The organism is Microbacterium sp. MYb66, from assembly GCF_002979435.1.
GTDB lineage: Bacteria > Actinomycetota > Actinomycetes > Actinomycetales > Microbacteriaceae > Microbacterium.
Genome location: NZ_PCOV01000009.1, coordinates 82,680 through 108,028, shown reverse-complemented (window position 1 = coordinate 108,028; position 25,349 = coordinate 82,680). Strand labels below are relative to the sequence as shown.

Below are 25,349 nucleotides of genomic sequence, written 5' to 3'. Positions count from 1 at the left end.
GGCCCCATGCTCCTCGGAGCGTGGGGCCTTCTTCATCCCCGGTCGGCGGCGGGTCAGACGTCGAGCCGGATGCGGCCGTCGTCGAACGTGTCGGGGGGATCGCCGGGCGCCGGCGCCGGGGCGGTCCGCTGTGTCTGGCGGTCGCGTTCGATGCCGGCTTCGTGCGCGCTCGGAGACCAGACGGCGTCGAATGCACCGCCGAGGCCCCCACCGCTGCTCTCGTACTTCTTCTCGATGGGTGCCCTCGAGAAGAAGAAGGCGATCATGACGATCACGGCCGAGACCAGGAGGAGGAGCAGGAGGACCGTCACGATCATGCCCACGCCTTCGCCCATGCCTTCCAGGGTAGGCGGCGGGCGGGTCGAGGGCATCCTCCTCAGGGAGGATCCGCTCAGCGGATGCGCCGTCCCTGGGCCAGGTCGATCAGACGAGACAGCACCGGCCCCGAGCGCAGACCGTTGTGCTCGTGCTCGCTCGTGACCCACAGCTTCACGCCCGGCAGCAGACGCGCCGTCTCGAGCGAGAACTCCATCGGCACGTAGACGTCGTCGACGTAGACCGCGGCCGCGCCGGTGGCTCCGGATGCGGCGATCGCCTCGGCGTCGTAGATGCTCGGCCATTCGAACTCAGCGAGGGCGAGGGTGACATCGCGCCACGGCTGGAACGCAGGAACCGTCTCGGTCCACTCTCGGCGGATGTGCTCGCCCGTGAACAGCGTCGGGTCGTCGCGGAAGTCCGTGGGCTCCGTGCGCTCAGCCGACCAACGGCTGGCGTGGCCGTCTGCGTAGCTCGATTCGTGGAACGCGAAATACAGCGGGTTGCGTCCGTCGTAAGGCATCGCGTGCATCAGGTCGTATCGGAAGGCGTTGGAGGACGGATCGCGCTCGAGGAGCGACCATACGGTCTGCCACCCGTCGTTCGTGCCGAGGGCCGATCCCACGGATCGCAGTCGCGAGCGCGAGACCAACTCGCCGTCGGGAAGCACGATGTCGCCGGCATCCGCCAGATCGACGAGCCGCCGCATGACGTCGCGGTGCTCGGGGAAACGACGGTAGTAGCGCTCCGAGGCCGTGCGCATCTTCTCGTAGCAGAGCGCATAGACGTCGTCGGGGTGACGTCCCACCGCGCTCAGGCCCCCGGTGATGAAGACATCTTCGAGGGACACCGCATCCGTCGTCAGGTATGCCAGCGTCGTGAACCCGCCGAAGGACTGCCCGAGCACGCTCCAGGTGGCGGCACCCAGGTGCTCGCGCATCGCCTCGCAGTCGCGGACGATCGCATCCGCGCGCAGGTGGGTGAGGTGTTCGGCGACGGCCTCCGCGCCGCGCGCGAGGTCAGCGTCACCGACCGGTGTCGATCGACCGGTGCCGCGCTGGTCGAGGAGAACCAGGCGGTAGTGCGCGAGCGCCTCGTCAAGCCAGGCGGGAGCGGTCGAGGAGTGGAACGGGCGCGGGGCTTCGTGCCCGGGGCCGCCCTGCAGGAACACCAGATAGGGAAGCGACTCGCCGCCCTCGCGCGCGACGACGCGTGCGAAGACGTCGATCGTGCGGTGGTCTGTGGCGTCACCCCAGACGAGCGGGACGGTGAGAGTGTGCTCCTCGACGGTGAGATCCAGCAGGTGGCGGACGACGGTGCTCATGTTCACATCACATTCCCGATGTAGGAGTACTTGACGAAGACCTCAGAGGCGATGCCCGACTCCTCGAGCACGCCCTGCACAGCGGTCATCATGTAGTTGGAGTCCCAGCCCATGTAGAGGAAGTGGGATTCGTCGAGCTCATCCCACTGTCCCTTCCACGCCATGTCCTCGTAGATCGGCCCGCCGTGGGCGGCGCAATAGGCGAGCGCCGCCGTCCTCGTATCGGTCCACGCACGTCGGAACACCCGGTTGAACAGGTATTTGACGTCGGGCACCTCCCAGCGCTCACCGCGGTACTCGACGTAGTCGAACTCCCGCTCCCACCCGGTCGGCCATCCGCGGCGGCGCACGGCGTCCAGGATCGGCGTCAGGCCGTCGTCGTCGATCTCCGGAAGCGCGGGACGTGCCCAGATGCGGATCAGGTCGGAGGTGAGCGCGACGGTGCGCTGCGTGATCGCCGCCGTGTTCCAGGAGGGGGTCGCGGCGAGCTCGCGTGTCGCAGGCACCGAGCTGCGGGAGTATGCCTCCGCGCGCTTGATCGGGAAGGCGGCTCCGAAGACCCGCTCGGTCAGTGGCTGCTCCAGGAGGGTGAGGTTGCCGAGCGTCGGGGCGAGCGCCCGATGGCTGTTCTGCTCATCCTCCGAGTATTCGCTCCACAGGCGCTTCCCGTCGCCCGACCAGGCATCGCCCGGCACCGTCGGGACGATGTGCTCGACGTCGAAGGAATCGAGGTCGTCGACGCCTTCCAGTCGTCCCAGCACATAGGCGGGGTGGGGGAGCTCGCTGTACTTCAGGACCGCGCTCACGCGTTCGTCCGAAGGAGTGATCCGGGCGAACGCGCGTGCGAGCGAGTCGCGACCGGCGGCGCGTGCGCGGCAGAGTCGTGCGACGAGGCGCTCAGCGGGGAGGTTGACCAGAGCGCGACGCAGGTGCAGAGCCTGGAGCCACTCCAGTGTCTCGACGAGTTCGGAGCGGTCGATGATGCCGCGGGCGTGATCGCTGTAGGCGCCCATCACGAGCGGGTACGAGGATCGGCCGAAGGTGTTCACGTGGCGCAGTTGCTGCGCGATCTCGGGGTCCTGCTCCAGCGAGGGGTCGAGAAGGATGCCGTAGATCTCGGCGTAATGCCGCCACTCGGCAGCGTCTGCCTGCAGGTGCGTGACGTCCACCCGAGGGAACGACTGGCGGAACGCGCTGTAGACACCGTGCTCGCCGTTCGCTGCGATCTCCCGGCCCGTGACCAGCACGAGGTAGTGACGCCAGAACGCGCCGATCGCCTCTCCGGTGTGACGTTCGATCGGTATCCAGAACCGGCCCTCGACGTCGACCTGCTCCGCGTGGCTCAGCCCCATCAGGATGTAGTTGTGGATCAGCTCGTGGTCGCGCAGCGGCTCACCGGTCGAGTTCAGGCTCTCGAAGATCTGCTGGGCGTTCGCCTGAGCGCCGAGGGTGATCGACACATGCTCGAGCTTCTGCAGGCCCCGCCAGATGAGCGGAACCTCCTCGACGTGGATCTGGCTGCGGAAGAAGGCGTAGTTGTCGTCGAAGCGTGATTCGCGTTCGGCGTCGCCGCGGCGATCGAGGACCACGGACTCGTAGAGGTCCGCCCAGGCGTCGTGCGGACGCAGCTTGGTGTGACCGGGGGCATCGGACCTGACCAGGACTCGAGCGAACTCCGCAGCCAAGGCGGGATCGGCGTCCCGAACCGAGTGGTGGAGGGCGGCGACGAGGAGCATCAGCGTCGTGATGCGCTGCTGACCGTCGATGAGGATCAGGTCGGAATCGGTCGATGCGCCGTCTTCGGCAGAGAGTATCGAACCGATGAAATGCCGATGGGCGTCATCTTCACGGGCGACGGCGCGGATGTCGGAGAGGAGCCGTTCGCAGCCGCCGATGTCCCACCGGTACTGCCGCTGGTACACCGGGACGACGATGGTGGTCGCGCCCGCCGCGAGCCACTCGATCGTGTTGACTGCTGTCGCTTCGACGTTGGTCGCGGTGCTCATCCTGGTGTCTCGTCCTCCCGTGGCGACGGGTGCCGAGGACTCGCCGGGCGCCCCGCTCAGTCTATTCGGTTATGCACGGCCGACCTCCGAGGCCCGCCCAGGCGTCGCTGTTAGGCTTGCCTTATCAGGGCCTGTTAAAACGTGCTGGCCCCCGATGAAAGGAACATGACTCGATCATGGGTTACATCAAGTCCGCTGCCCTCGAGGAAAAGGGATTCGTCGTCCTCGACAGCTACAACCAGGAGCTCGACCCCAAGGAGTGGCTCGACATCGAGTACAACGACTGGAAGTCGTCGGGTGACACCCGCTTCGCACCGCTCGCCAGTGCTTTCGGCGACATCGAGTGCAACGGGTTCTGGAACCACAAGCCGCCGCGCACCGACAAGGACGGGGTCTGGATCGACTCGCAGACCGAGAAGGCCCCGAACCTGACGCGTCGCGCGCAGGAGCCGGGTGCCAACGTCGGACGTTGCCGCGTCATCGAGCTGCAGCCGACGCCCTACGGCGACTGCCTCTACAACCTCCACCAGGACGACAACAACCGCCTGAACCCCGACGGCACCGGCTGGGTGGTCCGCGGCTTCTTCAACCTGACCGACGACAAGGACAGCTACTTCGTCCTGCGCGAGAACCGCACCGACCCGAGCATCGAGTACCGCATCGCTCTCCCCGCCGGCGCTCAGCTCATCGTCGACACGCAGCGTCTGTGGCACGCGGCGACGCACAACGGCACCGAGCCCCGCTACTGCCTCATCACGTCGTGGACCTCGGGTCCGGAGCTCGACGCCTACATCGAGAAGTACAACGGCACCGACGACGTGCCCAACTACGAGGTCGACCAGGAGACCCTGGAGTTCGGCTACGCCGAGCAGGCTCGCAAGGATGCTGCGCGCGCCGCCTACTACGCCGCGAAGGGCCAGCAGGTCAAGCAGGCCATGAGCGAGGCCTGACTCTCGTCAGCAACTGACGGGCGAACGAGCCCGTCGAACTCCCCGAAGGCCCCGGTCGCAGCGACCGGGGCCTTCGTCGTGGGAATGACACGCTTGTGATTTCCGGCGAACTCCGCGAGAATGGGCGCACAACCGCATATTCTCGCCACTTCGTGGTTCAGGTCGTTGGGGAAGACGCACCTGATGAAACGGAGAGATCATGGCGACGGCTTACGCACGCGGAGTGGTGTTCATCCACTCTGCGCCTCGCGCGCTCTGCCCGCACCTGGAATGGGCGGTGGGTCGCGCTATCGGGCGTGCGGTGAACTTCGACTGGACCGAGCAGCCCGTCCTCGATGGTGCGCGACGCGCCGAGTTCTACTGGGACGGCCCCGTCGGTACCGGCGCTGCCCTCGCGACCTCCATCCGCGGGTGGGAGCACCTCCGTTTCGAGGTGACCGAGGACCCCACGCCCCGCAGCGACGGTGGCCGCTGGCTGCACACTCCCGATCTCGGCATCCACTACGCCCAGACCGATGCTGCCGGCAACATCGTCATCGGCGAGGACCGCATCCGCTATGCGATGGAGATCGCCGCAGGCAGCGCGGTCGAGCTGCAGCGCGAACTGGACATCGCGCTCGGTTCCGCCTGGGATGAGGAGCTCGAACCGTTCCGTCACGCCAGCGACGATGCCAGGGTCGTCTGGCTTCACAAGGTCGGCTAGCTCGACACCACAGTCCGGGAGCGGGGGAGGCGTGAGTATCGGATGCCGGTGAATCATCCCGGACGCTGAGAAGACGTATCCCCGCTCCGCATGACGAGGACCCCGCCCCGGAAACGAGGCGGGGTCCTCGTCGTCCAAGGGGTGCAGGATCGGTCAGATGACCGCTGCATGCTGCAACTCGTCGGATCGGGATGCTGTGCCGCCTCGCACGTCGTCCCAGGCGAGAGACAGTCGCTGCATGGCCTCCGTCGTGCGGTCGGGAGTGAGGGTGATGGGGATGCGCAGACGACGCTCGAGTACCCCGCCGGTCGCGAAACGCGGGCCAGGCGGCAGGATCAGCTTCCGCTCACGCGCGGCGAGCGACAACGAGGTCGACAGTGGAGCACCGATGTCGACCCAGGCGGAGAGACCGCCCGGGGTGGAGGGCATCCTGAAGCCGGGGATCCCGGCGACACCGGCCTCGACCGCAGTGCGTCCTTCCTGAAGGCGACGGCGGACGTGCGATGTGAGCGCGGACATGTCGGCGAGCAGCTCCACGGCGATGCACTGTTCGAGCAGCGCGGTGCCGAGTTCGAAGGAGGGGCGCACGGCCAGCAGGCGCGCGATGACCGAGCGCTCAGCGCGGATCCAGCCGATGCGCATGCCTCCCCATGCGATCTTCGACATCGAGCCGACCGTGATGACGTTCGGACCGCTCGCGCCCATCGGAACGGGCGACCATCCGCGGTCGATGTCGAGCTCTGTGGTGGTCTCGTCGACGATGAGATGCGTGCCGACGTTGCGAGCCGTGGTCACCACGCGCGAGCGCTGCTCATCGGGGAGGGTCGCGCCCGTGGGGTTGTGGAAGTCCGGGATCAGATATGCGACGTGGGGACGGGAGCTCAGGAGAGTCTCGTTCAGGTGTCGCGTGTCCCAGCCCTCCACATCGACGGGAGTCGGGACCAGTCGGTAGCCGTGGCGGTGCAGGGCCTCCTGCGCATGCGGGAAAGTCGGCTGCTCGACGAGTGCGCGCTCACCTCGTCGTCCGATGGCTGTGAGGATCAGGTTCACCGCGTTGAGGGCACCCGAGGTGATGATGATCTCCTCCGCGGAGGTCGGCGCGCCGCGTTCGCTGAAGCGCTGCGCGACGGCGTCACGGAGCTCCGGGAGCCCCTGAAGGGAATAACCGCTCGTGCCGCGCAGCGCGGCGAGACGGGGGAGGGACCGCACCGTGGCGTCATACAGCCCTGGGGTCGAGTCCATCGAGGCGATGGAGAGGTCGATGGCGTCGTCGTCGGCATCGGCACCTGGCGCGGTGTGGCCGTGGGGGAGCGTGACGCGCGTGCTTCCTCCATGAAGGCGTGAGACGTAGCCATCGGTCTCCAGCAGGCCGTAGGCGCGGGTGATCGTCGAGCGTGACCTCCGCAGTTCCAGGGCGAGCGATCGCTCGCTGGGCAGACGCTCGCCGACGGTGAGGCGACCGTCCAGGATCAGCGCGCGGATCCTGTCCGCCAGGGCGGCGGCAGCGGCGCCGGCGACGCTGGATGCTCCGAGCTGTTCGACGAGTCGTGATCCCATGCATCCAGCATGGCGCAAAGTGGCCCGGCAGGGGCAGTCCACTTTCCGGGCAGTGGACTCGTTGGCGGTGCCGGCTCACGCGCCAGAGTGGAACCATGCTCCTCCGCGCCGTGTTCCTGTCCGTCACCGCCACCAGTCGGCGGGACCTCGTCGAGCGTGTCGTGCAGCTCATCGGCGGACTGTTCCTCTACGGCGTCGCGCTCGGGTTCATGGTGCGCGGTGGCATCGGCGTCGCTCCGTGGGACGTCTTGGCGCTCGGTCTCGCGGGGCAATCCGGACTCGGCTACGGGTTCATCACCGTCCTCGTGTCGATCGTCGTGCTGCTGCTGTGGATTCCGCTGCGCCAGCGGGTGGGCCTCGGTACCGTGTTGAACGCGCTCCTGGTCGGCCCGAGTGCCGATCTCGCCCTCTTCCTGATTCCGGCACCGCCCTCGGTCTGGATCGGGGCTCCGATGTTCGTGTTCGGACTCCTGCTGCTGGCGTTCGCCACCGGACTCTATATCGCCGCGGACTTCGGCCCCGGCCCGCGCGACGGGCTGATGACGGGACTGGTGCGGCGGACCGGCTGGGCGGTGTGGCTCGTGCGCACCCTGATCGAGGGCAGTGTGCTTCTCATCGGCTTCCTGCTCGGAGGCCCCGTCGGGGTGGGAACCGTGCTCTTCGCGTTCGGCGTGGGCCCGCTCATCGGGTGGTTCCTGCCGCGTATCACGCGGATGCGCGAGGCGCGTTCCCGACAGGTGGCATCGGTGCGCCCGGCCTGATTCCCCGCAGAACCGCGCTGGTTGCGCCTGGACGCGAAGAGAGCCCCGCGGATTCCCGAGGGGCTCTCTTCGTCGAATCGTGCGAACGTCAGTCAGCGCCGGCGACCACCAGGACGGCGTTGTGCCCGCCGAATCCGAAGGAGTTGCTGATCGCGATCTGCGGACCGTCGCCGAGCGGTGCAGCCTCGCCGGAGAGGCGGAAGGGCACGGCGGGGTCCGGCTCGGTCATGTTGATCGTCGGCGGTGCGACGCGGTCGCGGAGCGCGAGAAGAGAGAAGATCGCCTCGAGCGCGCCGGTGCCGCCGAGCAGATGGCCCGTCGATGCCTTCGTCGCCGACACGGGGATCTCATCGATCCGGTCGCCGAAGACCTTCTTGAGGGCGACGTACTCGTTCGGGTCGCCGACCGGAGTCGAGGTCGCGTGGGCGTTGATGTGCGTGACCTGGTCGGCCGTGATCCCGGCCTCCTCGAGGGCCTGCGTGACGGCGCGTGCCGCACCGTTGCCCTCGGGGTCGTTGCCGGTGATGTGATAGGCATCGGCAGTGACGCCACCGCCGAGGATGTAACCGTAGATCTTGGCGCCGCGTTCCTTCGCATGCTCCTCGGTCTCGAGGATCAGCGCCGCTGCGCCTTCACCCATGACGAATCCGTCGCGGTCGATCGCTCCGGGGCGGGAGGCATGAGCCGGATCGTCGTTCCGGCGCGAAAGCGCCTGCGCGGAGGCGAAGGATGCCATCGTGATGGGGTGGATCGCAGACTCGGTGCCACCGGCGATCACGACGTCGGCGAGGCCATCCTGCAGGTGGTGGAACGCGTGGATGATCGACTCGGTGCTGGACGCGCATGCGCTCACCACGGTCTGCGCGTAGGCGCGAGCGTGGAACTGGAGCGACAGGTTTCCCGCAGCGGCGTTCGGCATCAGCATCGGGACCGTCAGCGGCATGACGCGGCGCGGGCCCTTCTCACGCAGCGTGTCCCAGGCGTCGAGCAGCGTCCACAGCCCGCCGATTCCGGTCGCGAAGTCGATGCCGAGCCGTTCCGGGGCGACCTCGGGAGACCCGGCATCAGCCCAGGCCTCACGTGCCGCGATCAACGCGAACTGGGACGACGGGTCGAGTCGCTTCGCCTCGTGGCGCGGCAGAACCTCCTCCGGGCGGACGATCGCCTCGGCGGCGAAGGTGACGGGCAGCTCGTACTGCTGGACCCAGTCGTGCTCGAGGGTGCGAGTGCCGGACATGCCGGCCAGCAGGTTCGTCCAGTTCTCGGGAGCCGTGCCGCCGATGGCGGAGGTGGCGCCGATGCCGGTGACGACGATGCGCTTGGTCATGGGGAGTGGTTCCTTGTCGAAACGAGATCGAACGGGTGAGAGGGCAGGTCGGAGGATGCCACTCTCCGCGCGATGCGGGAGTGGCATCCTGCCGGGATTACTCCTGGCCCGCGACGATGAAGCTGACGGCGTCGCCGACGGTCTTCAGGTTCTTGACCTCGTCGTCGGGGATGGTGACGCCGAACTTCTCCTCTGCGTTGACGACGATCGTCATCATCGAGATGGAGTCGATGTCGAGGTCGTCCGTGAACGACTTCTCCAGAGCGACCTCGGAGGCGTTGATGCCGGTCTCGTCGGTGATCAGTTCTGCGAGGCCGGCGAGGACCTCATCGTTGGTGAAAGCCATGTGGTCTTCCTCTTTCTTGCGGGTTGTATTCGGAACCGTGGAACAGTCTAGGGAAGGTCAGCGCATTCTCAGGGAAGGACGACGACCTGTGCGGCGAAGACGAGCCCGGCGCCGAAGCCGATCTGCAGCGCGAGTCCTCCCGACAGCTCGGGGTGCTCGGCCATGAGACGGTGGCTGGCCAGGGGGATGGACGCGGCCGAGGTGTTGCCCGTGGTCTCGATGTCGCGAGCGATCACGGTGGTCTCCGGCAGCTTGAGCTGCTTGGCGAACTCGTCGATGATGCGCATGTTCGCCTGGTGCGGAATGAAGGCCGCGAGGTCGGAGGCCTCGATCCCTGCTCTGTCCAGAGCCTCGCGCGCGACCTTCGCCATCTCCCACACCGCCCAGCGGAACACGGTCGGTCCCTCCTGGCGGAGTGTCGGCCACGGGGCCTCGCCGTCGCGGAACTCGGTGAGCGTGGCGTTCATTCCCACGGCATCGGCCTTGGACCCGTCCGAGCCCCATACCGCCGGGGCGATGCCGGGTGTGTCGCTCGGACCGATCAGCGCGGCCCCGGCGCCGTCGCCGAGCAGGAACGAGATGCTGCGGTCCGTCGGGTCGACGACGTCCGACAGCTTCTCGGTGCCGATCACGAGTGCGTAGCGGGCCGCGCCGGCCTTGATCAGGGCGTCCGCCTGGGCGATCGCATAGGCGTATCCCGCGCACGCGGCGTTGATGTCGTAGGCCGCGGCCGGGTTCGCACCGACACGGTCTGCGACGATCGCAGACACCGAGGGCGTCTGCTTCGGGTTGCTGATCGTCGCGACGATCACGAGGTCGACCTGGTCGGCGGGGATGCCCGCCTTCTCGATCGCCTCGGACGCCGCGGCGCTCGCGAGGTCGATCGCGTCGGTGCTCGTGTTCGCGCGGGCGCGGGTGATGATCCCGGTGCGCTGACGGATCCATTCGTCGCTGGAGTCGATCGGGCCGATGAGGTCGTCATTCGGAACCGCGTTCTCCCCGCGAGCCGCGCCGAAGGCATAGATGCGCGTGTAGGCGGGGCCGGTGACCTGGGCGAGGGTGGCGCTCATGCGGCTTCTCCGTTCAGCAGCGCGACGGCTGCGTCGAGGTCGTCGGGAGTCTTCACAGCGACCGTCGGGACGCCACGAAGACCGCGCTTCGCGAGTCCGACCAGTGCGCCGGCGGGAGCGAGTTCGATGACACCGGTCACGCCGGCATTCGAGAAGGACTGCATGCAGAGGTCCCACCGCACCGGCGAGGAGACCTGGTCGACGAGGTAGCCGAGCGCCTGTGCGCCGTCGGCGACCACGGAGCCGTCCCGATTCGTCCACAGCGTGATCTCGGGGTCAGCCGGGGTGACGTCGGCGACGGCGTCACGAAGGGCGGCCACCGCGGATGCCATGTACCGGGTGTGGAAGGCGCCTGCCACCTGGAGGGGGACGACCCGCGTCCCCCTCACCGGTTCCTCGGCGAGTGCAGCGAGGGCCGGGAGCGCACCGGCGACCACGAGTTGCCCGCCGCCGTTGTAGTTGGCGGGGGAGAGATCGAGCTCGGCGAGCCGGGCGAGGAGGGCATCCTCGTCCCCGCCGAGCACCGCGCTCATACCGGTGGGGGTCTGTGCTGCGGCATCCGCCATCGCGCGTCCGCGGATTCCGACCAGCCGCATTCCGGTATCCGCGTCGATCACGCCGCTGCCGACGAGCGCGGCGATCTCGCCGACGGAGTGTCCGGCGATGCCGTCCGAGCGTCGCCCCGCGCGGTTCGTCAGCGCGTCACCGGCGATCAGGGAGGCGGCGACGATGAGCGGCTGAGCGATGCGCGTGTCGCGGATCGTGTCGGCATCCGAAACCGTTCCGTGCGCGCGGAGATCGACCTCCGCAGCATCCGAGTACGCGGCGAGGCGCTCGGCCACCCCGTCGAGCTCGAGCCAGGGGGCGAGGAATCCGGGGGTCTGCGAGCCCTGTCCAGGGCATACGACGACAATCACCCACCCAGTCTGCCAACGAATCCGGCCAAGCGGTGGATGATGCATCACAAGAATGCGAGAAACCCTTGTGTGTGGCGCACAGAAAGATCGGGAATCGGGATCAGCGCTGTGGGCGACGAAGGGGCGTTCGCCTTCGAACCTGCTCTGCCGCACCGATAGAACCGAGGATCAGGGCCGTCTGCAGGATGAGAGCCTCGCGAGGGCCGGTGGCATCCCAGCCGATGACTTCGCTCACGCGCTTGAGTCGGTAGCGCACGGTGTTCGGATGCACGAACAGCTCACGGGCTGTCGCTTCGAGGGAGCGACCGTTGTCGAGGTAGCTCCACAGCGTGGTGACCAGGTCGGTCGAGTGGGCCTGCAGTGGACGGAAGATGCGCTCGATCAGGGTCTGCTTCGCGAGCGGGTCTCCGGCGAGGGCCCGCTCCGGGAGCAGGTCGTCGGCCTCGACGGGGCGAGGAGCACCGCGCCACGCACGCGCGACCGCGAAGCCCGCGAGCGCGGCACGTGCGCTCTGGCTCGCATCCACGAGTGCAGCGACTTCCGGGCCGAGGACGACATATCCCGGGCCGAAGGACGGCTCGAGGCGGGTGGCGATCTCCTGGAAGCCGAGTTCCTCTTCCTCGCCTTCCTGGCCCTCGACACGGGCGCGTCCGAGCACGAGGACGAGTCGTGAGCCCTGCACGCCGATGAGCACGTCGACGGCGAGCTTCCTGGCGGTGCGGCGGACCAGGTCGACGTCGAACTGCGGCGGCGTCGTGCCGACGAGGACGGCGACCTCGCCATGACCATGCCAACCGAGCGCGGCGATCCGGCTCGGGAGCTCTTCGTCGGCCTCGCCGGTGAGGATGGAGTCGACGACGAGTGCTTCCAGGCGTGCATCCCACAGGCCCCGCGCTTCGGCGGCCCTGGCGTACACGTCGGCCGCAGCGAAGGCGACGTCGCGGGAGTAGAGCAGGATCGCCTCGCGGAGATCGTTCCCCCGCCCGGCGACGCGCTCCTCGGTGACCTCGACGGTCACTCGGATGAGCTGCAGGGTCTGCTGGAGGCTGACGCTGCGCAGCAGCTCACGCGGGGCTGCGGCGAAGATGTCCGCTGCGATCCACGGCGTGGAGGTGGGGTCTTCATACCACTGGATGAACGACGTGATGCCGGCCTGAGCCACCAGCCCGACCGCGGAGCGGCGGGCTGGTGGCATGTCGGCGTACCACGGGAGGGTGTCCTCCAGGCGCTTGATCGTCACCGAGGCGATGTCACCGGAGATCCGGCGCAGCCAGGTGAGCGTCGCGGCCTTGTCCATGCCGGAAGGAGGAGAACCTGTCACCGAGGGCTCAGCTTTCGCCGCCCGCGTTGCCGCTGGTTCCGGCGTTCACATCGTGCAGGCTGTACTTCTGGATGGCCTGCGCGGCGAGAGAACGGTCGACGACCCCGTCCTCGGCGAGCGACTGCAGAGTGCGGACGACGATCGAGGGTCCGTCGATCTTGAAGAAGCGACGCGCTGCGGCCCGGGTGTCCGAGAAGCCGAAGCCGTCGGCACCGAGCGTCGCGAAGCGGTTCGGAACCCACGGACGGATCTGGTCCTGCACGGCGTGCATGAAGTCGCTCACGGCGACGACGGGGCCTTCAGCACCCTGCAGCTTCTGGGTGAGGTACGCGGTGCGGGGCTCTTCCTCCGGGTGCAGGAAGTTGTGCTCGTCGGCGGCGAGACCGTCGCGGCGCAGCTCGGTCCAGGAGGTGACCGACCAGACGTCGGCGATCACGCCCCAGTCGTTCTTCAGCAGCTGCTGCGCCTCGAGGGCCCAGGGGAGTCCGACGCCCGACGCGAAGAGCTGGGCACGGTGGCCCTCGCCCTCGCCGACCGAGACGCGGTGGATGCCGCGCACGATGCCGTCGACGTCCGCGTTCTCCGGCTCCGCCGGCATCACCATCGGCTCGTTGTAGAGCGTGATGTAGTACATGACGTTCGGGTCTTCGTGTTCGCCGCCGTACATGCGCTCGAGACCGGAGCGCATGATGTGCGCGATCTCGTAGCCGTAGGCCGGGTCGTACGAGACCGTCGCCGGGTTGGTGGCGGCGAGCAGGTGCGAGTGACCGTCGGCGTGCTGCAGGCCCTCACCCGTGAGGGTGGTGCGACCTGCCGTCGCGCCCATGATGAACCCGCGGGCCATCTGGTCGCCCGCCGCCCACTGGGCGTCGCCCGTGCGCTGGAATCCGAACATCGAGTAGAAGAGGTAGATCGGGATCAGCGGCTCGCCGTGCGTGGCGTAGGAGGTGCCGGCCGCGGTGAATGCCGCCAGCGCGCCTGCCTCGTTGATGCCGACGTGCACGATCTGGCCCTGCGGGCTCTCCTTGTAGGCGAGGAGGAGCTCGCGGTCGACGGACGTGTAGTGCTGGCCGTTCGGGTTGTAGATCTTCGCCGACGGGAAGTAGGCGTCCATTCCGAACGTACGCGCCTCGTCCGGGATGATCGGGACGATGCGGTGGCCGAAGTCCTTCGAGCGCAGCAGGTCCTTCAGCAGACGGACGAACGCCATGGTCGTGGCGATCTCCTGCGTGCCGGAGCCCTTCTTGGGCAGGGCGTACGCCGAGTCGTCCGGGAGCGACAGTCCGACGTGAGTGGAGCGGCGCTCCGGCAGGTAGCCGCCGAGAGCCTGGCGACGCTCGAGCATGTACTGGATCGTCTCGTCCTGGGGGCCCGGGTTGTAGTACGGGGGCAGGTACGGGTTCTCCTCGAGCTGCGCATCCGTGATCGGGATGTGCATCGCGTCGCGGAACGTCTTGAGGTTGTCCAGCGTCATCTTCTTCATCTGGTGGGTCGCGTTGCGGCCCTCGAAGTGCGGACCGAGGCCGTAGCCCTTGACGGTCTTCGCGAGGATGACGGTGGGCTTGCCCTTGTGCTCGGTCGCTGCCTTGAACGCGGCGTAGACCTTGCGGTAGTCGTGGCCACCGCGCTTGAGGTTCCAGATGTCGTCGTCGGAGTAGTCCTCGACGAGTGCGGCCGCGCGCTCGTCGCGTCCGAAGAAGTGCTCGCGGACGTATGCGCCGGACTCCGCCTTGTACGTCTGGTAGTCACCGTCAGGGGTGACGTTCATCAGGTTGAGCAGCGCACCCTCGGTGTCGCGGGCGAGCAGGTCGTCCCATTCGCGACCCCAGACGACCTTGATGACGTTCCAGCCGGCGCCGCGGAAGAACGACTCGAGCTCCTGGATGATCTTGCCGTTGCCGCGCACGGGTCCGTCGAGGCGCTGCAGGTTGCAGTTGACGATGAACGTGAGGTTGTCGAGGCCCTCGTTGGCTGCGACCTGCAGCTGGCCGCGGCTCTCGACCTCGTCCATCTCGCCGTCGCCGAGGAATGCCCAGACGTGCGACTGCGACGTGTCCTTGATGCCTCGGTTCTCGAGGTACTTGTTCGACATCGCCTGATAGATGGCGTTGATCGGACCGAGCCCCATGGAGACGGTCGGGAACTGCCAGTACTCCGGCATCAGACGCGGGTGCGGGTACGACGGGATGCCGTTCGGGGCGTGCGACTTCTCCTGGCGGAATCCGTCGAGCTGGTCCTCGCTCAGGCGTCCTTCGAGGTACGACCGGGCGTAGGTACCGGGCGAGGCATGGCCCTGGATGAAGATCTGGTCGGCACCACCGGGGTTGTCCGCACCCTTGAAGAAGTGGTTGAAGCCGACCTCATAGAGAGCCGCCGAAGAGGCATAGGTCGAGATGTGACCGCCGACGCCGATGCCGGGCCGCTGTGCGCGGTGCACCGTGATCGCGGCGTTCCATCGGATCCAGGCGCGGTAGCGGCGCTCGACCTCTTCGTCGCCAGGGAACTCGGGCTCGTTCTCCGGCGCGATGGTGTTGATGTAGTCCGTCGTCGGGACCATCGGCACGCCCAGGTGCAGCTCCTTCGAGCGCTTGAGCAGGCTGAGCATGATCTCGCGGCCGCGGCCGTGGCCCTTGGCATCCACCAGCTCGTCGAGGGACTGCTGCCACTCACCGGTCTCTTCCGGATCGCTGTCGAGGGGGCCCTGGGAGTAAGGATCCTGGTCGTGCACGGTCACGGGGCGAACCTTTCGTCAAGCTGGCAGGTCATGCCAAGGAAACGGGAAGCGACACGGGCAGCCTTGTCAGCTGTGCACAACGCGCGCCGCCATCAGCCTATCCCTCTTCTACGACACGGGTGCGCATCGGCCGCCCGATACACTGAGAGCACCAGGGCCTTTAGCTCAGCTGGTAGAGCGCCACGTTTACACCGTGGATGTCGTCGGTTCGATCCCGGCAGGGCCCACCGGAAAAAGTTGAGTCTGGCCCGACGGATCCCGCTTCAGCACTCCCTCGCGCAACGCCGCCCTCCTGGACTATCGGGATCTCGCCGTGATCAGCGAACTCGGGATGTGCCCGGCGGCGAGTACCGCCGCCGCGATCGCGATCCACGGATTCTGCAGCCATGCCGAACCGGAAAGGAACGCGGCGACCGGCAGCAGCGCCATCGGCACGGGAATCCGGAGGACCGGTGCGAAGAGCGACGCCCGCTGTCTGCCAGACACGATGTAGCGCAGCCACAGGGCCCAGTACGCGATGACGAAGATGCCCACCGGGAGCACCCCCCACCAGAGCACGAAAGCACCCACGGTGATCGCTGGAACCGTGACGCAGAGTGCCTGCCCTGATCGCTCCAGAATCTCGAGGACCCTCGGCACCTCGCCGCCCTCGATCGGCGGCCGAGGCGGGAACCACAGAAGCAGCAGATTCGGCGCGAAGATGGCGAGGCTCAGAGCGAGCCCGAGCACCGAGAAACCCATGCTCGCGAGACTATCGGGCGTGGGGCGTGAGGCGTGACCGTGCGAGCCGCCGGCCTTCTGGCGGCGGTCGCGTCGCGGATCTAGGCTCCCCGCATGGGAATACTGACCTTCAGCATCAACGTCACGCTCGACGGCTGCGTCGACCATCAGGAGGGCGCGGCCGACGACGAGACCCACGCCTTCTTCACTCGCCTCCTGGACGAATCCGGTGCGATGCTCTGGGGCCGCACCACCTACGAGATGATGGAGAGCTACTGGCCGGCAGTCGCCCGCGGTGACGTGGAGGCTCCGCCCGCGCTGCGCGAGTGGGCCGTGAAGCTGGATGCCAAGCCGAAGTACGTGGTGTCCTCCACGCGAGACGACTTCCCGTGGTCCCACACCCATCGCATCGACGGTGACCTGCGCACGAGCGTGCAGAAGCTCAAGGACGCGACCCCCGACGGGGTTCTCCTCGGAAGTGGCATGCTCGCGACGGAGTTGGACCGGCTGGACCTGATCGATGAGTATCAGTTCCTCGTCCACCCCAGGATCGCCGGTCACGGTCCGACGCTCTACCAGGGAGGGCTGCCCGGCACGCGACGACTCGAACTCGTCTCGGCGACACCGCTCCGCATGGGTGCGGTCGCGATGCACTACCGACGCGCGGTCTGAAGAGGACCGTCCGGTTGCCGCAGTGGCGCGTACGCTGGACCGCACGACACGACTCGATGATCGAGGGACGGGGAGCTTTCACACATGGCGCGACGCATCGTCGTCAGCGGGGCATCGGGACTGATCGGATCGGCCCTCGCCTCATCGCTCCGCGCCGACGGCGTCGAGGTGACCGCACTCGTCCGCCGTGCCCCGCGATCCGACGATGAGGCGCAGTGGGAACCGGGGGAGAGCCCACTCGACCCCGAGGTGCTCTCAGGTGCGGATGCCGTCGTCGCTCTGGGCGGAGCCAGCGTGGGACGGCTGCCCTGGACTCGCCGGTATCGCCGGGAGCTGGTCGACTCCCGCTTGCAGGCGACCCGCACGATCACGACCGCCCTGCGCGCGCTGCGCTCCGACGCTCCCGCACTCGTCTCAGCATCCGCCGTGGGCTACTACGGCTCGGTGCCCGGGGAGATCCTCACGGAGGACTCCGCCGCCGGTCAGACATTCCTTGCCGACCTCAGCGCGCGCTGGGAGGCCGAGGCGCGGCAGGCCGAAGATCACACGCGGGTCGTGTTGCTCCGCACCGCCCCTGTCATCCACCGCCGCGGAGTGCTCAAGCCGCTCATCCAGCTGACCCGCTTCGGCGTCTCCGGGCCCCTCGGCGGCGGCACTCAGATCTGGCCGTGGATCTCCCTCGACGACGAGGTGCGGGCCGTTCGCCACATCCTGGACAGCAAGATCACCGGTCCCGTCAACCTCACCGGTCCCACTCCGGCCTCCGCGAACGACATCGGCCGCGCCCTCGCGAGCCGGATGCACCGTCCCTTCTGGCTTCCTGCACCGGCTTGGGCGCTGCGCCTCGCACTCGGTGACGCGGCCGAGTCGCTGCTACTGCCCGACGCCGACGTGCGGCCGCAGGTGCTGGAGCGCTCCGGATTCCGCTTCATGCAGGAGACCGCGGCGCAGGCGGTCGCCGCCGCACTGTGACAGCTCTGCGGTGAGCGAGATTGATCCGGCGAGACTCCTCCCTGATCGAGCCCCGCCACTGCAAGACTGAGCGCATGGAGATCATCGAGAACTCGAAACTCACGGTCGTCGGTGCGGGAAGCGTGGGATCGAGCGTTGCATACGCGGCGCTGATCCGAGGGTCCGCCCGTCACGTGGCGCTCTACGACATCGCGACCGCGAAGGTGGAGGCCGAGGTGCTCGACCTCGCCCACGGCACGCAGTTCACGGGTTCGAGCGACATCATCGGCGGCAGCGACATCTCGGTGGCCGCCGGGTCGCACGTCGTGGTGATCACCGCCGGCGCGAAGCAGAACCCCGGGCAGACCCGCATCGAGCTCGCCGAGGTCAACGCGGGGATCATCCGTCGCATGATGCCCGACCTGCTCCAGGTCGCCCCGAACGCGATCTACGTGATCGTCACGAATCCCTGCGATGTGCTCACGGTCATCGCGCAGGAGGAGACGGGTCTGCCGCCGGAGCGGATCTTCGCCTCGGGAACGGTTCTCGACACCTCGCGGCTGCGGTGGAAGCTGGGTGAGCGCGCCGGCGTCTCGACGGCGAGTGTGCACGCCCACATCATCGGAGAGCACGGCGACACCGAGTTCCCCCTCTGGTCGCGCGCGACCATCGGCACGGTGCCGATCCTGGAGTGGGAGACGCCGGGGCATCCGCGATTCACTCTCGACGAGTTGCACGAGATCGCCGTCGACGTGCGAGATGCCGCCTACAAGGTGATCCAGGGGAAGGGCGCGACCAACTATGCGATCGGCCTGTCCAGCGCGCGCATCGTGGAAGCGATCCTCCGCGACGAGCACGCGGTGATGCCGGTGAGCACGGTGCTGCGCGACTTCCACGGACTCGACGGTGTCGCTCTCTCCGTGCCGTCGATCGTGAGCGCGGCCGGCGCGGTCCCGATCAGGAACACCTCGTTCTCGGAGCACGAGCTGGCGCTCCTTCGTCAGTCCGCCGACGCGCTCACGGCCGCGGCTGCTTCGCTGCGCGATTGACGGGACGTCGGCGTCGTGCCGACGTCCCGTCTCCGTTCAGCGTCCGTGGGGATCCGTCCGATTCAAGGTGGCGACGACCTGGTCGTAGTCGCCGCGGGCTTCGCCGTATCGGAGGAACTTCACGCGCTCGACCTGCACTTCCGTGGCATCCGGCCGATTCTCCAGCAGCTCCATGACCTCGTCGATGAACTCGTCCAGAGGCATGGCTGCCTCGTTGTCCTCGTGCCCCGGCATGAGCGGCGTGCGGACGGCCGGCGGTTCGAGCTCGAGCACCGACACGCTCGTCCCGGCGAGCTGCAGCCGCAGCGACTCGCTGAGCATGTGGATCGCGGCCTTGCTGGCGTTGTAGGTCGGCGTCACCCGCAGCGGAGCGAACGCGAGCCCGGACGAGACCGTCATGATGGTGGCATCCGGCTGCGCGCGCAGGTGCTCGATGAACGCGGCGACGAGCCGGATCGGACCGAGGATGTTCGTCGTGACGGTCTCCTCGGCCGTCGACAGGAAACCGTCAGGCGTCGTCCAGTCCTCGGCGCGCATGACACCGGCCATCGTGATGAGCACGTTCAGCCCCGGGTGTGCGGTGATCACGGCGCGGGCGGCTCTGTCGATGCTGCTCTCATCCGCCGTGTCGATGCGGACGGTGTGGATGCCGGGATGCTCCGCGGCGATCGCCGCGAGGCGGTCCTCCCGACGCCCGCCCACGATCACCGTGTTGCCGCGGTCGTGCAACCGCAGAGCGAGGGCGAGACCGATGCCGCTGGTCGCGCCGGGGACGAAGATGGTGTTTCCGCTGATGTTCATGTCTCCAGCCTCGGCGGGACGGGCGGATCGCTCCAGAGAGCGGTCATCCAGGGATCGCGGATCCCTGGATCGGGCGCCGGTGCCGGGGGATACTTCAGGGGTGGATCGCGAAGCACTGGCCGAATTCCTCCTCCGTCGGCGTGAGGCGCTGACGCCGGCCGACGTCGGACTCTCGACGGGACCGCGGCGTCGCACCGCCGGCCTGCGCCGCGAGGAGGTGGCACACCTGGCGACGATGTCGACCGACTACTACACGCGTCTCGAACAGCGCCGGGGGCCGCAACCGAGCGTGCAGATCCTCGCCGCTCTTGCCCGCGCGCTGCGTCTCACCGAGGACGAGCGCGACTACCTCTTCCGGCTCTGCGGGCACAGCGCTCCCGACCGGGCTCACGTCGCCGACTACGTGCGACCGGGCATCCTGCGCGTCCTCGACCGGCTGCACGACACCCCGGCGTTCGTCGTCTCGGTGCTCGACGAGGTCCTCGTGCAGAATGACGCCGCTCGCGCGCTCATCGGCGATGCGAGCGGCCTCACCGGTCTCGAGCGGAGCGGCATCTACCGCTGGTTCGCGTATCCGGAGATCGAGCGGCGGAGATATCGGGAGATCGATCATGCTCGACAGAGTCGTGCGCTCGTGGCTTCTCTTCGTGCCGCGCACGGAGTGATGGGCGCCCGATCGCGGGCGGGGGAGATCGTCACCGAGCTCTCGGTCCGCAGTTCCGAGTTCCGCCGGCTCTGGGCCGCGCACGAGGTGAGTCGTCGGTTCGAGCAGCACAAGGTGATGGTGCATCCTGAGCTCGGCGAGATCGAGGTCGACTGCCAGGCGCTGTTCACCGAGGACGAATCGCAGGCGCTGATCGTCTTGACCGCTGCGCCGGGAAGCGACGCGGCGAGCAAGCTCGAGTTCCTCCGGGTGCTGGGAACGCAGAACGTCTGACGGCTCGGGGGCGTCAGGACTCCTCGTGGGTCCTCGGGTCTGCGCCGAACAGGCGTCCGTCCGGACGACCGAGTGCCGTGATCGCCGCCACCTCGGCGTCGTCGAGCACGATCTCGGCGGCAGCCAGGTTCGCGACCTGGTGATCGAGCGACGATGCCTTCGGGATGGAAACGGTGCCGCGAGCCACGTGCCAGGCGAGCACGGTCTGCGCCGCGGTGATGCCGTGCGCGTCGGCGATCTCACGGATCACGGACTCGTCCAGCAACTCGCGGGCGCGGCCCAGCGGGCTCCACGCCTCGGTGAGGATGCCGTGCTCGCGATGGTAGGCGAGCTGCTCCTCCTGAGGGAAGTATGGATGCACCTCGATCTGGTTCACGACGGGGCGGACGCCGGTCTCGCGCTCGATCCGCTCGAGGTGCTCCGGCAGGAAGTTCGACACGCCGATCTGTCGGACGACGCCGCGCACCTGAGCGTCGACGAGCGCCGCCCATGCCTGGACGTATTCGTCCTGGCTGGGGTTCGGCCAGTGGATGAGATGCAGGTCGGTGGCGTCCAGTCCGAGGCGCGAGCGGCTCTCCTCGATGCTCGTGCGCGCCTTCTCGGACGGGTGGTGGCGCCCGGGGAGCTTGGTGGTGACGATGATCTCCGCACGATCTGCGTCGGAGGCGGCGACGCCGCGGCCGACCGAACCCTCATTCTCGTAGTTGAAAGCCGTGTCGACGAGACGGTAGCCCGCGCCGATGCCTCCGGCGACGGCATCCGCGCCGGCGTCTCCGTTCAATCCGTAGGTGCCGAGGCCGATCGCCGGAAGGGCGAACCCGTTGTGCGCGGTGAACGAGGGGACGACGGGCTGAGTGGTCATTGTGCTCCTTCTTGGCCTTTTCCTCGAGCGTACGCTGAGGAGATGACAGCAGAGGCGAGATGGCGCAGGATGACGTCGTGATCGAAGACGAGGCGCGCTGCCCGTGCTCGTCAGGTGATGTGTTCGGCGCCTGCTGCCAACCGCTGCTCGAAGGCGTATCCGCTCCCACGGCCGAGCGTCTGATGCGCTCCCGCTACACGGCCTTCGTGCTCGAGGACGCCGCACACCTGCTGCGCACCTGGCACCCGACAACCCGGCCGCGGACGATCGACTTCGAGCCGGAGCTGGAGTGGCGACGACTGCTGATCCTCGATCGCGCTGCCGGCGGTCCTTTCGACCGCGAGGGGATCGTGGAGTTCGAGGCGTTCTGGCGGCAGGGTGCCGAGCGCGGGTCCCTGCACGAGCGCAGTCGCTTCGTTCGCGAGGACCGGACCTGGTACTACGTCGACGGTGACGTGCGCTGATGGGCGGATGCCGCCGCAGCGACTAGATTTGAGAGCGTGAACGCCAGCCCCGAGAACCAGCGCACCCTGCTCGACATCGCCGACCTCGACCGGCGCATCGCGCAGGCGGAGCGTGCCCGGACCAAGCCGAGCCAGGCGGGGCGGATCACCGAGCTCGTCGCCATCCGTCAGGAGCAGCTTCGCGAGCTGACGACCCTGACCGGCACCCGTGACGATGTGCGCACCGAACTGAAGCGGTTGGAATCCGACGTCGCGGTCGTCGAGGCACGCCGGAACCGCGACGCCGAGCGACTCGCCGCGTCAACCAACTCGAAGGATGCGCAGGCGCTCGAACACGAGCTCGCCAGTCTCGCCAGGAGGCAGAGTGATCTCGAAGACGCCGAACTCGACGTGATGGGCCGGCTCGAGGAGGCCGAGGCCGCCGTCGCGGCGCAGCAGGCGCTTCTCGACACGACCACAGCGGAGGGCACGAGCCTCACCGCGCAGGCCAAGTCCGACGTCGCGGCAGCGACCGACCTCGGTGCGCAGCTCGCCCGGGACCGTGCCGCGGTCGCCGACGGCATCGCCCCCGACCTCCTGGCCGAGTACGAGCGGCGTGCCAAGAACAGTGCCGGCGCAGCGCTTCTCACGCGCGGAACCTGCGAAGGCTGCCGCATCCTCCTTCCCAGCACCGACCTGAACGACATCCGCCGCGCTTCCGACGAACTCGTGGTCTCGTGCCCCGAATGCGGTTGCATCCTCGTGCGGACCGAGGAATCCGGGCTCGCATGACCGGTGCCCGCGCCTACCGGCCATGACCCTGCCGGCGCCGGGAGCCGAAAGACGCATCGCGCTGATCTCGGTCGCTCCGCAGGAGTACGTCGCGGTCGAGCTGGACGGGAACGCCGAGGAGCAGAGCCGCACGCAACTGCGTGCCGATGACCTCGCCGAGTGGGTCGCCGCCGTCGAAGCGGCCGAGGCTCCGCGCTGGATCCTCCGCACCGCCGCCGAGACGTACGCCTCTCTGCTCCGCGACGGTGTGCGTATCGGTCGGAGCCACGATCTGGTTCTGTGCCACGCGATCCTGCGCGACACCGCGTCCGTGACCGCCCCGCTCCCGGCTTCTGCGGGCTGGGAGCGGCGGGAGCCCGCTGTCGCGATTCCGTCGCTGTTCGACGTGTTCGAAGAGGCGAGCGGCGATGAGGCGATCGACACGACGCTCGACCAGTACCGAGCGCAGCGCGACGTGATCGCGGCCGCACCCGACGGCCGTCTCACCCTCCTCTGCGCAGCAGAGTCGGCGGGCGGACTGATCGCGGAGGAGATGCGGGTCGCGGGCTTGCCGTGGGACGAGGCCGTTCATGATGCGATCCTGACCGAGACTCTCGGCACCCGGCCGGTCGCAGGTGGACTGCCGAGCCGCATGGTCGAAATCGGCGATCGCGTGCGGGAACTGTTGGGCGATGCGACCCTCCATCTCGACAGCCAGCAGAAGCTCCTGCGGGCGCTGCATCGCGTCGGAGTACAGGTCGAGTCCACAGGCCGGTGGGAGCTGGCCGAGCACGACCACCCCGTGATCGAGCCGCTGCTCGCCTACAAGAAGCTCTCCCGATTGCTGAGCGCCAACGGCTGGGCGTGGCTCGCCGAATGGGTGCACGAGGGGCGCTTCCGTCCGGTATACATCCCGGGCGGTGTCGTCACCGGTCGCTGGGCGTCGGCGGGCGGGGGCGCGCTGCAACTGCCGCGGAGCCTGCGCCCCGCGGTGCGCGCCGACCCCGGGTGGACCCTGGTGGTGGCGGATGTGGCGCAGCTGGAGCCACGGATGCTCGCCGCCATGGCCTCGGACGAGGCGATGGCTCGCGCCGCCCAGGGGAGCGACCTCTACGCCGGAGTGGTCGCCTCGGGCGCGGTCGCCACGCGCGAGGAGGCGAAGTACGCGGTCCTCGGCGCCATGTACGGGGCCACGACGGGGGACAGCGGTCGGCTCGTGCCGCGTCTGCGCAAGGTCTATCCGCGCGCCATGGCTCTGGTCGACGCGGCGGCGCGGACGGGGGAGGACGGCGGGATCGTCTCCACCTGGCTCGGTCGGTCCTCACCGCGTCCCTCGGGGGAGTGGATGCGACTTCAGGCCGAGGCGACCGGTGCCGACGCCGATCCCGCGGTGGTGGCGCTCGCGCGGCGGCGAGCGCGGGACTGGGGCCGGTTCACGAGGAACTTCGTGGTGCAGGGCACTGCCGCGGAGTGGTCGCTGATCTGGCTCGCCGAGATCCGGCACCGTCTGCAGCAGATCCCGGAAGTGTTCGCGGAGGCGACGGCATCCGGTCCCTTCGCGCGCGTGCCCCACCTGGCCTTCTTCCTGCACGACGAAGTGATCCTGCACGTTCCTCAGGAGCACGCGGATGCCGCCGCCGAAGCCGTCCGAGATGCTGCGGCGACCGCGACGACGCGTCTGTTCGGCTCGTTCCCGATCGATGTCCCGCTCGACCTGCGCATCGCGGAGTCGGCGGAGAAGTAGTCTCAGGCTCCGCATCCGGAGAACGTAGACTGGAGACGCGAATGGGTCGACTGGACGGCCGCGTGGCGGGCAACCGCACCGAGGAACGTCCGGGCTCCTCAGGGCAGGACGGTGGGTAACGCCCACCCGGAGCAATCCGCGAGAAAGTGCCACAGAGAGTAGACCGCCCCGCAAGGGGTAAGGGTGAAAGGGTGGTGTAAGAGACCACCGGGGGCCATGGTGACATGGCCCGCCAGGTAAACCTCGTCCGGAGCAAGGTCAGACAGAGGATGTTGACGCGGCTCGCCGAGTCCTCGGGTAGACCGCTAGAGTGCCACGGCAACGTGTCGCCGAGAGAGATGGCCGTCGAAGGGGCGAAGAACCCCGGAACAGAACCCGGCGTACAGGTCGGCCCATTCGCTTACATCGACCTGGACAGGCTCCTTCGTTGCCGGCGGCTCGCACCGCGCGGAGTCCGCATCACGGCTAGTGTTGCCGCGTGGAGACCCCCGACGGAGCGCAGACGCGCGCGGCGACATCTGCGCGGTTCCCTGGGGCCACTTCGCTCACGCTGCGGGCATCCCCGAGGACGCCCGCAGAACCCATGCGATTCACCGGGGGAGACTTCGCTGCCGGAGCGGTCACGGCGTGGGTGCTCTTCCTGATCCTGCACCAGCTCGCACTTCTCGTTCCCCTGTGGGGCTATGGGATCGCCGGGCTGGCATACACGCTTCCCTGGTCTGCCGGGGCGTTGCTCCTCGGGTCGCCACTCGCCTATCTCCTCGGATGGACGCTGCGACGTCAGCCCTCGATCGCGGTGCATCTGGTCGCCTTCTCGCTGTTCGGAGCGATCATCGGTCTCGGCACGACGGCACTCGCGCTCGCTATGCCGCCCCCATGGGGACTGGGCATCGGCTTCGGATCCGATCTGACCCCCGCTGTGATCGTCGCGGCGTCAGCGGTGCCGGCCGTCGCGCTGGGGTGGTGGGCTGCCGCCCGTAGTGCGCTCCTCGACGACAAGCGCTCAGCGGACAGCGCCTGATCCGTCTCACCACGAGCGAAGGCCCCGATGACGGTGGAGCCGTCGGG

Annotated in this window: 24 protein-coding genes, 1 tRNA gene and 1 other RNA gene; 13 read left to right on the top strand and 13 right to left on the bottom strand. The window is 68.3% G+C overall.

The window, feature by feature from the left end:
• Positions 1-53: 53 nt before the first annotated feature.
• The 3 genes from CQ045_RS16065 to CQ045_RS16055 are packed head-to-tail and all read right to left on the bottom strand — an operon-like array spanning position 54 to position 3,645.
• Complete coding sequence (locus CQ045_RS16065; RefSeq protein ID WP_105725513.1) at positions 54-335, bottom strand: hypothetical protein; 282 nt, start codon at positions 333-335, stop codon at positions 54-56.
• Positions 336-391: 56 nt separating this feature from the next.
• Positions 392-1,645 carry an alpha/beta fold hydrolase gene (locus CQ045_RS16060; protein ID WP_105725511.1) on the bottom strand — a complete coding sequence of 418 codons (1,254 nt, stop codon included), beginning with the start codon at positions 1,643-1,645 and terminating at the stop codon, positions 392-394.
• A complete protein-coding gene (locus CQ045_RS16055) occupies positions 1,642-3,645 on the bottom strand; it encodes a DUF262 domain-containing protein (protein ID WP_105725509.1) in 2,004 nt (667 codons plus the stop codon). Before CQ045_RS16055 ends, CQ045_RS16060 begins: the two co-directional genes overlap by 4 nt.
• Before the next feature lie 176 nt (positions 3,646-3,821).
• Here CQ045_RS16055 and CQ045_RS16050 point away from each other — a divergent pair, with 176 nt between their 5' ends.
• Together CQ045_RS16050 and CQ045_RS16045 are read left to right on the top strand one after the other, a co-directional pair.
• Positions 3,822-4,595, top strand: a complete 774-nt coding sequence (locus CQ045_RS16050) for a hypothetical protein (RefSeq protein ID WP_105670086.1) — start codon at positions 3,822-3,824, stop codon at positions 4,593-4,595.
• 199 nt (positions 4,596-4,794) lie between these two features.
• A complete protein-coding gene (locus CQ045_RS16045; RefSeq protein ID WP_017830431.1) occupies positions 4,795-5,298 on the top strand; it encodes a DUF3145 domain-containing protein in 504 nt (167 codons plus the stop codon).
• Between the two features lie 153 nt (positions 5,299-5,451).
• Here CQ045_RS16045 and CQ045_RS16040 read toward each other — a convergent pair whose 3' ends face one another.
• Positions 5,452-6,855 (bottom strand): PLP-dependent aminotransferase family protein, encoded by a 1,404-nt coding sequence (locus CQ045_RS16040; protein WP_105725507.1) that lies wholly within the window; start codon positions 6,853-6,855, stop codon positions 5,452-5,454.
• Positions 6,856-6,950: 95 nt separating this feature from the next.
• Between CQ045_RS16040 and CQ045_RS16035 the strand changes: the two genes are divergently transcribed.
• A complete protein-coding gene (locus tag CQ045_RS16035; protein WP_105725505.1) occupies positions 6,951-7,616 on the top strand; it encodes a YitT family protein in 666 nt (221 codons plus the stop codon).
• 88 nt (positions 7,617-7,704) lie between these two features.
• On the opposite strand, the gene CQ045_RS16030 is transcribed toward CQ045_RS16035, so the two are convergent.
• The 6 genes from CQ045_RS16030 to aceE form a co-directional block, all read right to left on the bottom strand.
• Positions 7,705-8,943 carry a beta-ketoacyl synthase gene (locus CQ045_RS16030; protein WP_105725503.1) on the bottom strand — a complete coding sequence of 413 codons (1,239 nt, stop codon included), beginning with the start codon at positions 8,941-8,943 and terminating at the stop codon, positions 7,705-7,707.
• Positions 8,944-9,040: 97 nt separating this feature from the next.
• A complete protein-coding gene (locus tag CQ045_RS16025; RefSeq protein WP_017830435.1) occupies positions 9,041-9,289 on the bottom strand; it encodes an acyl carrier protein in 249 nt (82 codons plus the stop codon).
• A gap of 68 nt (positions 9,290-9,357) precedes the next feature.
• Positions 9,358-10,359, bottom strand: coding sequence for a beta-ketoacyl-ACP synthase III (locus tag CQ045_RS16020; protein ID WP_105725501.1), 1,002 nt, complete (start codon positions 10,357-10,359; stop codon positions 9,358-9,360).
• Positions 10,356-11,276 carry an ACP S-malonyltransferase gene (locus CQ045_RS16015; RefSeq protein ID WP_105725499.1) on the bottom strand — a complete coding sequence of 307 codons (921 nt, stop codon included), beginning with the start codon at positions 11,274-11,276 and terminating at the stop codon, positions 10,356-10,358. The genes CQ045_RS16020 and CQ045_RS16015 overlap by 4 nt, the downstream gene beginning before the upstream one ends.
• 100 nt (positions 11,277-11,376) lie before the next feature.
• On the bottom strand, positions 11,377-12,573 hold the full coding sequence (locus tag CQ045_RS16010) for a CdaR family transcriptional regulator (protein WP_105725497.1): 1,197 nt from the start codon (positions 12,571-12,573) through the stop codon (positions 11,377-11,379).
• 31 nt (positions 12,574-12,604) lie between these two features.
• Positions 12,605-15,331: a pyruvate dehydrogenase (acetyl-transferring), homodimeric type gene (gene aceE / locus CQ045_RS16005; RefSeq protein ID WP_105725495.1), complete on the bottom strand. Its 2,727-nt coding sequence runs from the start codon at positions 15,329-15,331 to the stop codon at positions 12,605-12,607.
• 154 nt (positions 15,332-15,485) lie between these two features.
• Here aceE and CQ045_RS16000 point away from each other — a divergent pair.
• Positions 15,486-15,558: transfer RNA gene (locus CQ045_RS16000), tRNA-Val, on the top strand.
• A 70-nt stretch (positions 15,559-15,628) separates the two neighbouring features.
• Here CQ045_RS16000 and CQ045_RS15995 read toward each other — a convergent pair.
• Positions 15,629-16,072 (bottom strand): hypothetical protein, encoded by a 444-nt coding sequence (locus tag CQ045_RS15995; protein ID WP_105725493.1) that lies wholly within the window; start codon positions 16,070-16,072, stop codon positions 15,629-15,631.
• Positions 16,073-16,165: 93 nt separating this feature from the next.
• On the opposite strand from CQ045_RS15995, the gene CQ045_RS15990 reads away from it, so the two are divergent.
• The 3 genes from CQ045_RS15990 to CQ045_RS15980 all read left to right on the top strand — a co-directional run bounded on the left by CQ045_RS15990 (position 16,166) and on the right by CQ045_RS15980 (position 18,723).
• Positions 16,166-16,723 carry a dihydrofolate reductase family protein gene (locus CQ045_RS15990; RefSeq protein ID WP_105725491.1) on the top strand — a complete coding sequence of 186 codons (558 nt, stop codon included), beginning with the start codon at positions 16,166-16,168 and terminating at the stop codon, positions 16,721-16,723.
• 84 nt (positions 16,724-16,807) lie between these two features.
• Entirely contained in the window at positions 16,808-17,695 is an 888-nt protein-coding gene (locus tag CQ045_RS15985) for a TIGR01777 family oxidoreductase (protein ID WP_105725489.1), read from the top strand.
• A 74-nt stretch (positions 17,696-17,769) separates the two neighbouring features.
• Complete coding sequence (locus CQ045_RS15980; protein WP_105725487.1) at positions 17,770-18,723, top strand: L-lactate dehydrogenase; 954 nt, start codon at positions 17,770-17,772, stop codon at positions 18,721-18,723.
• 36 nt (positions 18,724-18,759) lie between these two features.
• On the opposite strand, the gene CQ045_RS15975 is transcribed toward CQ045_RS15980, so the two are convergent.
• Positions 18,760-19,524: an SDR family oxidoreductase gene (locus CQ045_RS15975; protein ID WP_105725485.1), complete on the bottom strand. Its 765-nt coding sequence runs from the start codon at positions 19,522-19,524 to the stop codon at positions 18,760-18,762.
• A gap of 100 nt (positions 19,525-19,624) precedes the next feature.
• Between CQ045_RS15975 and CQ045_RS15970 the strand changes: the two genes are divergently transcribed.
• The gene (locus tag CQ045_RS15970; RefSeq protein WP_105725483.1) at positions 19,625-20,461 is read left to right on the top strand and encodes a helix-turn-helix transcriptional regulator; all 837 of its coding nucleotides are present in this window, start codon (positions 19,625-19,627) and stop codon (positions 20,459-20,461) included.
• A 13-nt stretch (positions 20,462-20,474) separates the two neighbouring features.
• Here the strand turns inward: CQ045_RS15970 and CQ045_RS15965 are convergent, their stop codons facing one another.
• Positions 20,475-21,323, bottom strand: coding sequence for an aldo/keto reductase (locus tag CQ045_RS15965; protein ID WP_105725481.1), 849 nt, complete (start codon positions 21,321-21,323; stop codon positions 20,475-20,477).
• 59 nt (positions 21,324-21,382) lie between these two features.
• Between CQ045_RS15965 and CQ045_RS15960 the strand changes: the two genes are divergently transcribed.
• The 5 genes from CQ045_RS15960 to CQ045_RS15940 all read left to right on the top strand — a co-directional run bounded on the left by CQ045_RS15960 (position 21,383) and on the right by CQ045_RS15940 (position 25,302).
• Positions 21,383-21,787, top strand: a complete 405-nt coding sequence (locus CQ045_RS15960) for a YchJ family protein (RefSeq protein ID WP_105725479.1) — start codon at positions 21,383-21,385, stop codon at positions 21,785-21,787.
• 36 nt (positions 21,788-21,823) lie between these two features.
• Positions 21,824-22,558 carry a zinc ribbon domain-containing protein gene (locus CQ045_RS15955; RefSeq protein ID WP_105725477.1) on the top strand — a complete coding sequence of 245 codons (735 nt, stop codon included), beginning with the start codon at positions 21,824-21,826 and terminating at the stop codon, positions 22,556-22,558.
• A 22-nt stretch (positions 22,559-22,580) separates the two neighbouring features.
• Entirely contained in the window at positions 22,581-24,281 is a 1,701-nt protein-coding gene (locus CQ045_RS15950; protein WP_105725475.1) for a bifunctional 3'-5' exonuclease/DNA polymerase, read from the top strand.
• A 42-nt stretch (positions 24,282-24,323) separates the two neighbouring features.
• Positions 24,324-24,680, top strand: an RNA gene (rnpB, locus tag CQ045_RS15945) — RNase P RNA component class A.
• Positions 24,681-24,759: 79 nt separating this feature from the next.
• Positions 24,760-25,302: a hypothetical protein gene (locus tag CQ045_RS15940; RefSeq protein ID WP_146115262.1), complete on the top strand. Its 543-nt coding sequence runs from the start codon at positions 24,760-24,762 to the stop codon at positions 25,300-25,302.
• Positions 25,303-25,349 lie beyond the last annotated feature (47 nt).

Coding starts and splice junctions, on each gene's coding strand:
- CQ045_RS16065 (WP_105725513.1), bottom strand. CDS start 335: ATGGGCGAAGGCGTGGGCATGATCGTGACGGTCCTCCTGCTCCTCCTC.
- CQ045_RS16055 (WP_105725509.1), bottom strand. CDS start 3,645: ATGAGCACCGCGACCAACGTCGAAGCGACAGCAGTCAACACGATCGAG.
- CQ045_RS16050 (WP_105670086.1), top strand. CDS start 3,822: ATGGGTTACATCAAGTCCGCTGCCCTCGAGGAAAAGGGATTCGTCGTC.
- CQ045_RS16045 (WP_017830431.1), top strand. CDS start 4,795: ATGGCGACGGCTTACGCACGCGGAGTGGTGTTCATCCACTCTGCGCCT.
- CQ045_RS16040 (WP_105725507.1), bottom strand. CDS start 6,855: ATGGGATCACGACTCGTCGAACAGCTCGGAGCATCCAGCGTCGCCGGC.
- CQ045_RS16035 (WP_105725505.1), top strand. CDS start 6,951: ATGCTCCTCCGCGCCGTGTTCCTGTCCGTCACCGCCACCAGTCGGCGG.
- CQ045_RS16030 (WP_105725503.1), bottom strand. CDS start 8,943: ATGACCAAGCGCATCGTCGTCACCGGCATCGGCGCCACCTCCGCCATC.
- CQ045_RS16025 (WP_017830435.1), bottom strand. CDS start 9,289: ATGGCTTTCACCAACGATGAGGTCCTCGCCGGCCTCGCAGAACTGATC.
- CQ045_RS16020 (WP_105725501.1), bottom strand. CDS start 10,359: ATGAGCGCCACCCTCGCCCAGGTCACCGGCCCCGCCTACACGCGCATC.
- CQ045_RS16010 (WP_105725497.1), bottom strand. CDS start 12,573: ATGGACAAGGCCGCGACGCTCACCTGGCTGCGCCGGATCTCCGGTGAC.
- CQ045_RS15995 (WP_105725493.1), bottom strand. CDS start 16,072: ATGGGTTTCTCGGTGCTCGGGCTCGCTCTGAGCCTCGCCATCTTCGCG.
- CQ045_RS15990 (WP_105725491.1), top strand. CDS start 16,166: ATGGGAATACTGACCTTCAGCATCAACGTCACGCTCGACGGCTGCGTC.
- CQ045_RS15985 (WP_105725489.1), top strand. CDS start 16,808: ATGGCGCGACGCATCGTCGTCAGCGGGGCATCGGGACTGATCGGATCG.
- CQ045_RS15980 (WP_105725487.1), top strand. CDS start 17,770: ATGGAGATCATCGAGAACTCGAAACTCACGGTCGTCGGTGCGGGAAGC.
- CQ045_RS15975 (WP_105725485.1), bottom strand. CDS start 19,524: ATGAACATCAGCGGAAACACCATCTTCGTCCCCGGCGCGACCAGCGGC.
- CQ045_RS15965 (WP_105725481.1), bottom strand. CDS start 21,323: ATGACCACTCAGCCCGTCGTCCCCTCGTTCACCGCGCACAACGGGTTC.
- CQ045_RS15960 (WP_105725479.1), top strand. CDS start 21,383: ATGGCGCAGGATGACGTCGTGATCGAAGACGAGGCGCGCTGCCCGTGC.
- CQ045_RS15950 (WP_105725475.1), top strand. CDS start 22,581: ATGACCCTGCCGGCGCCGGGAGCCGAAAGACGCATCGCGCTGATCTCG.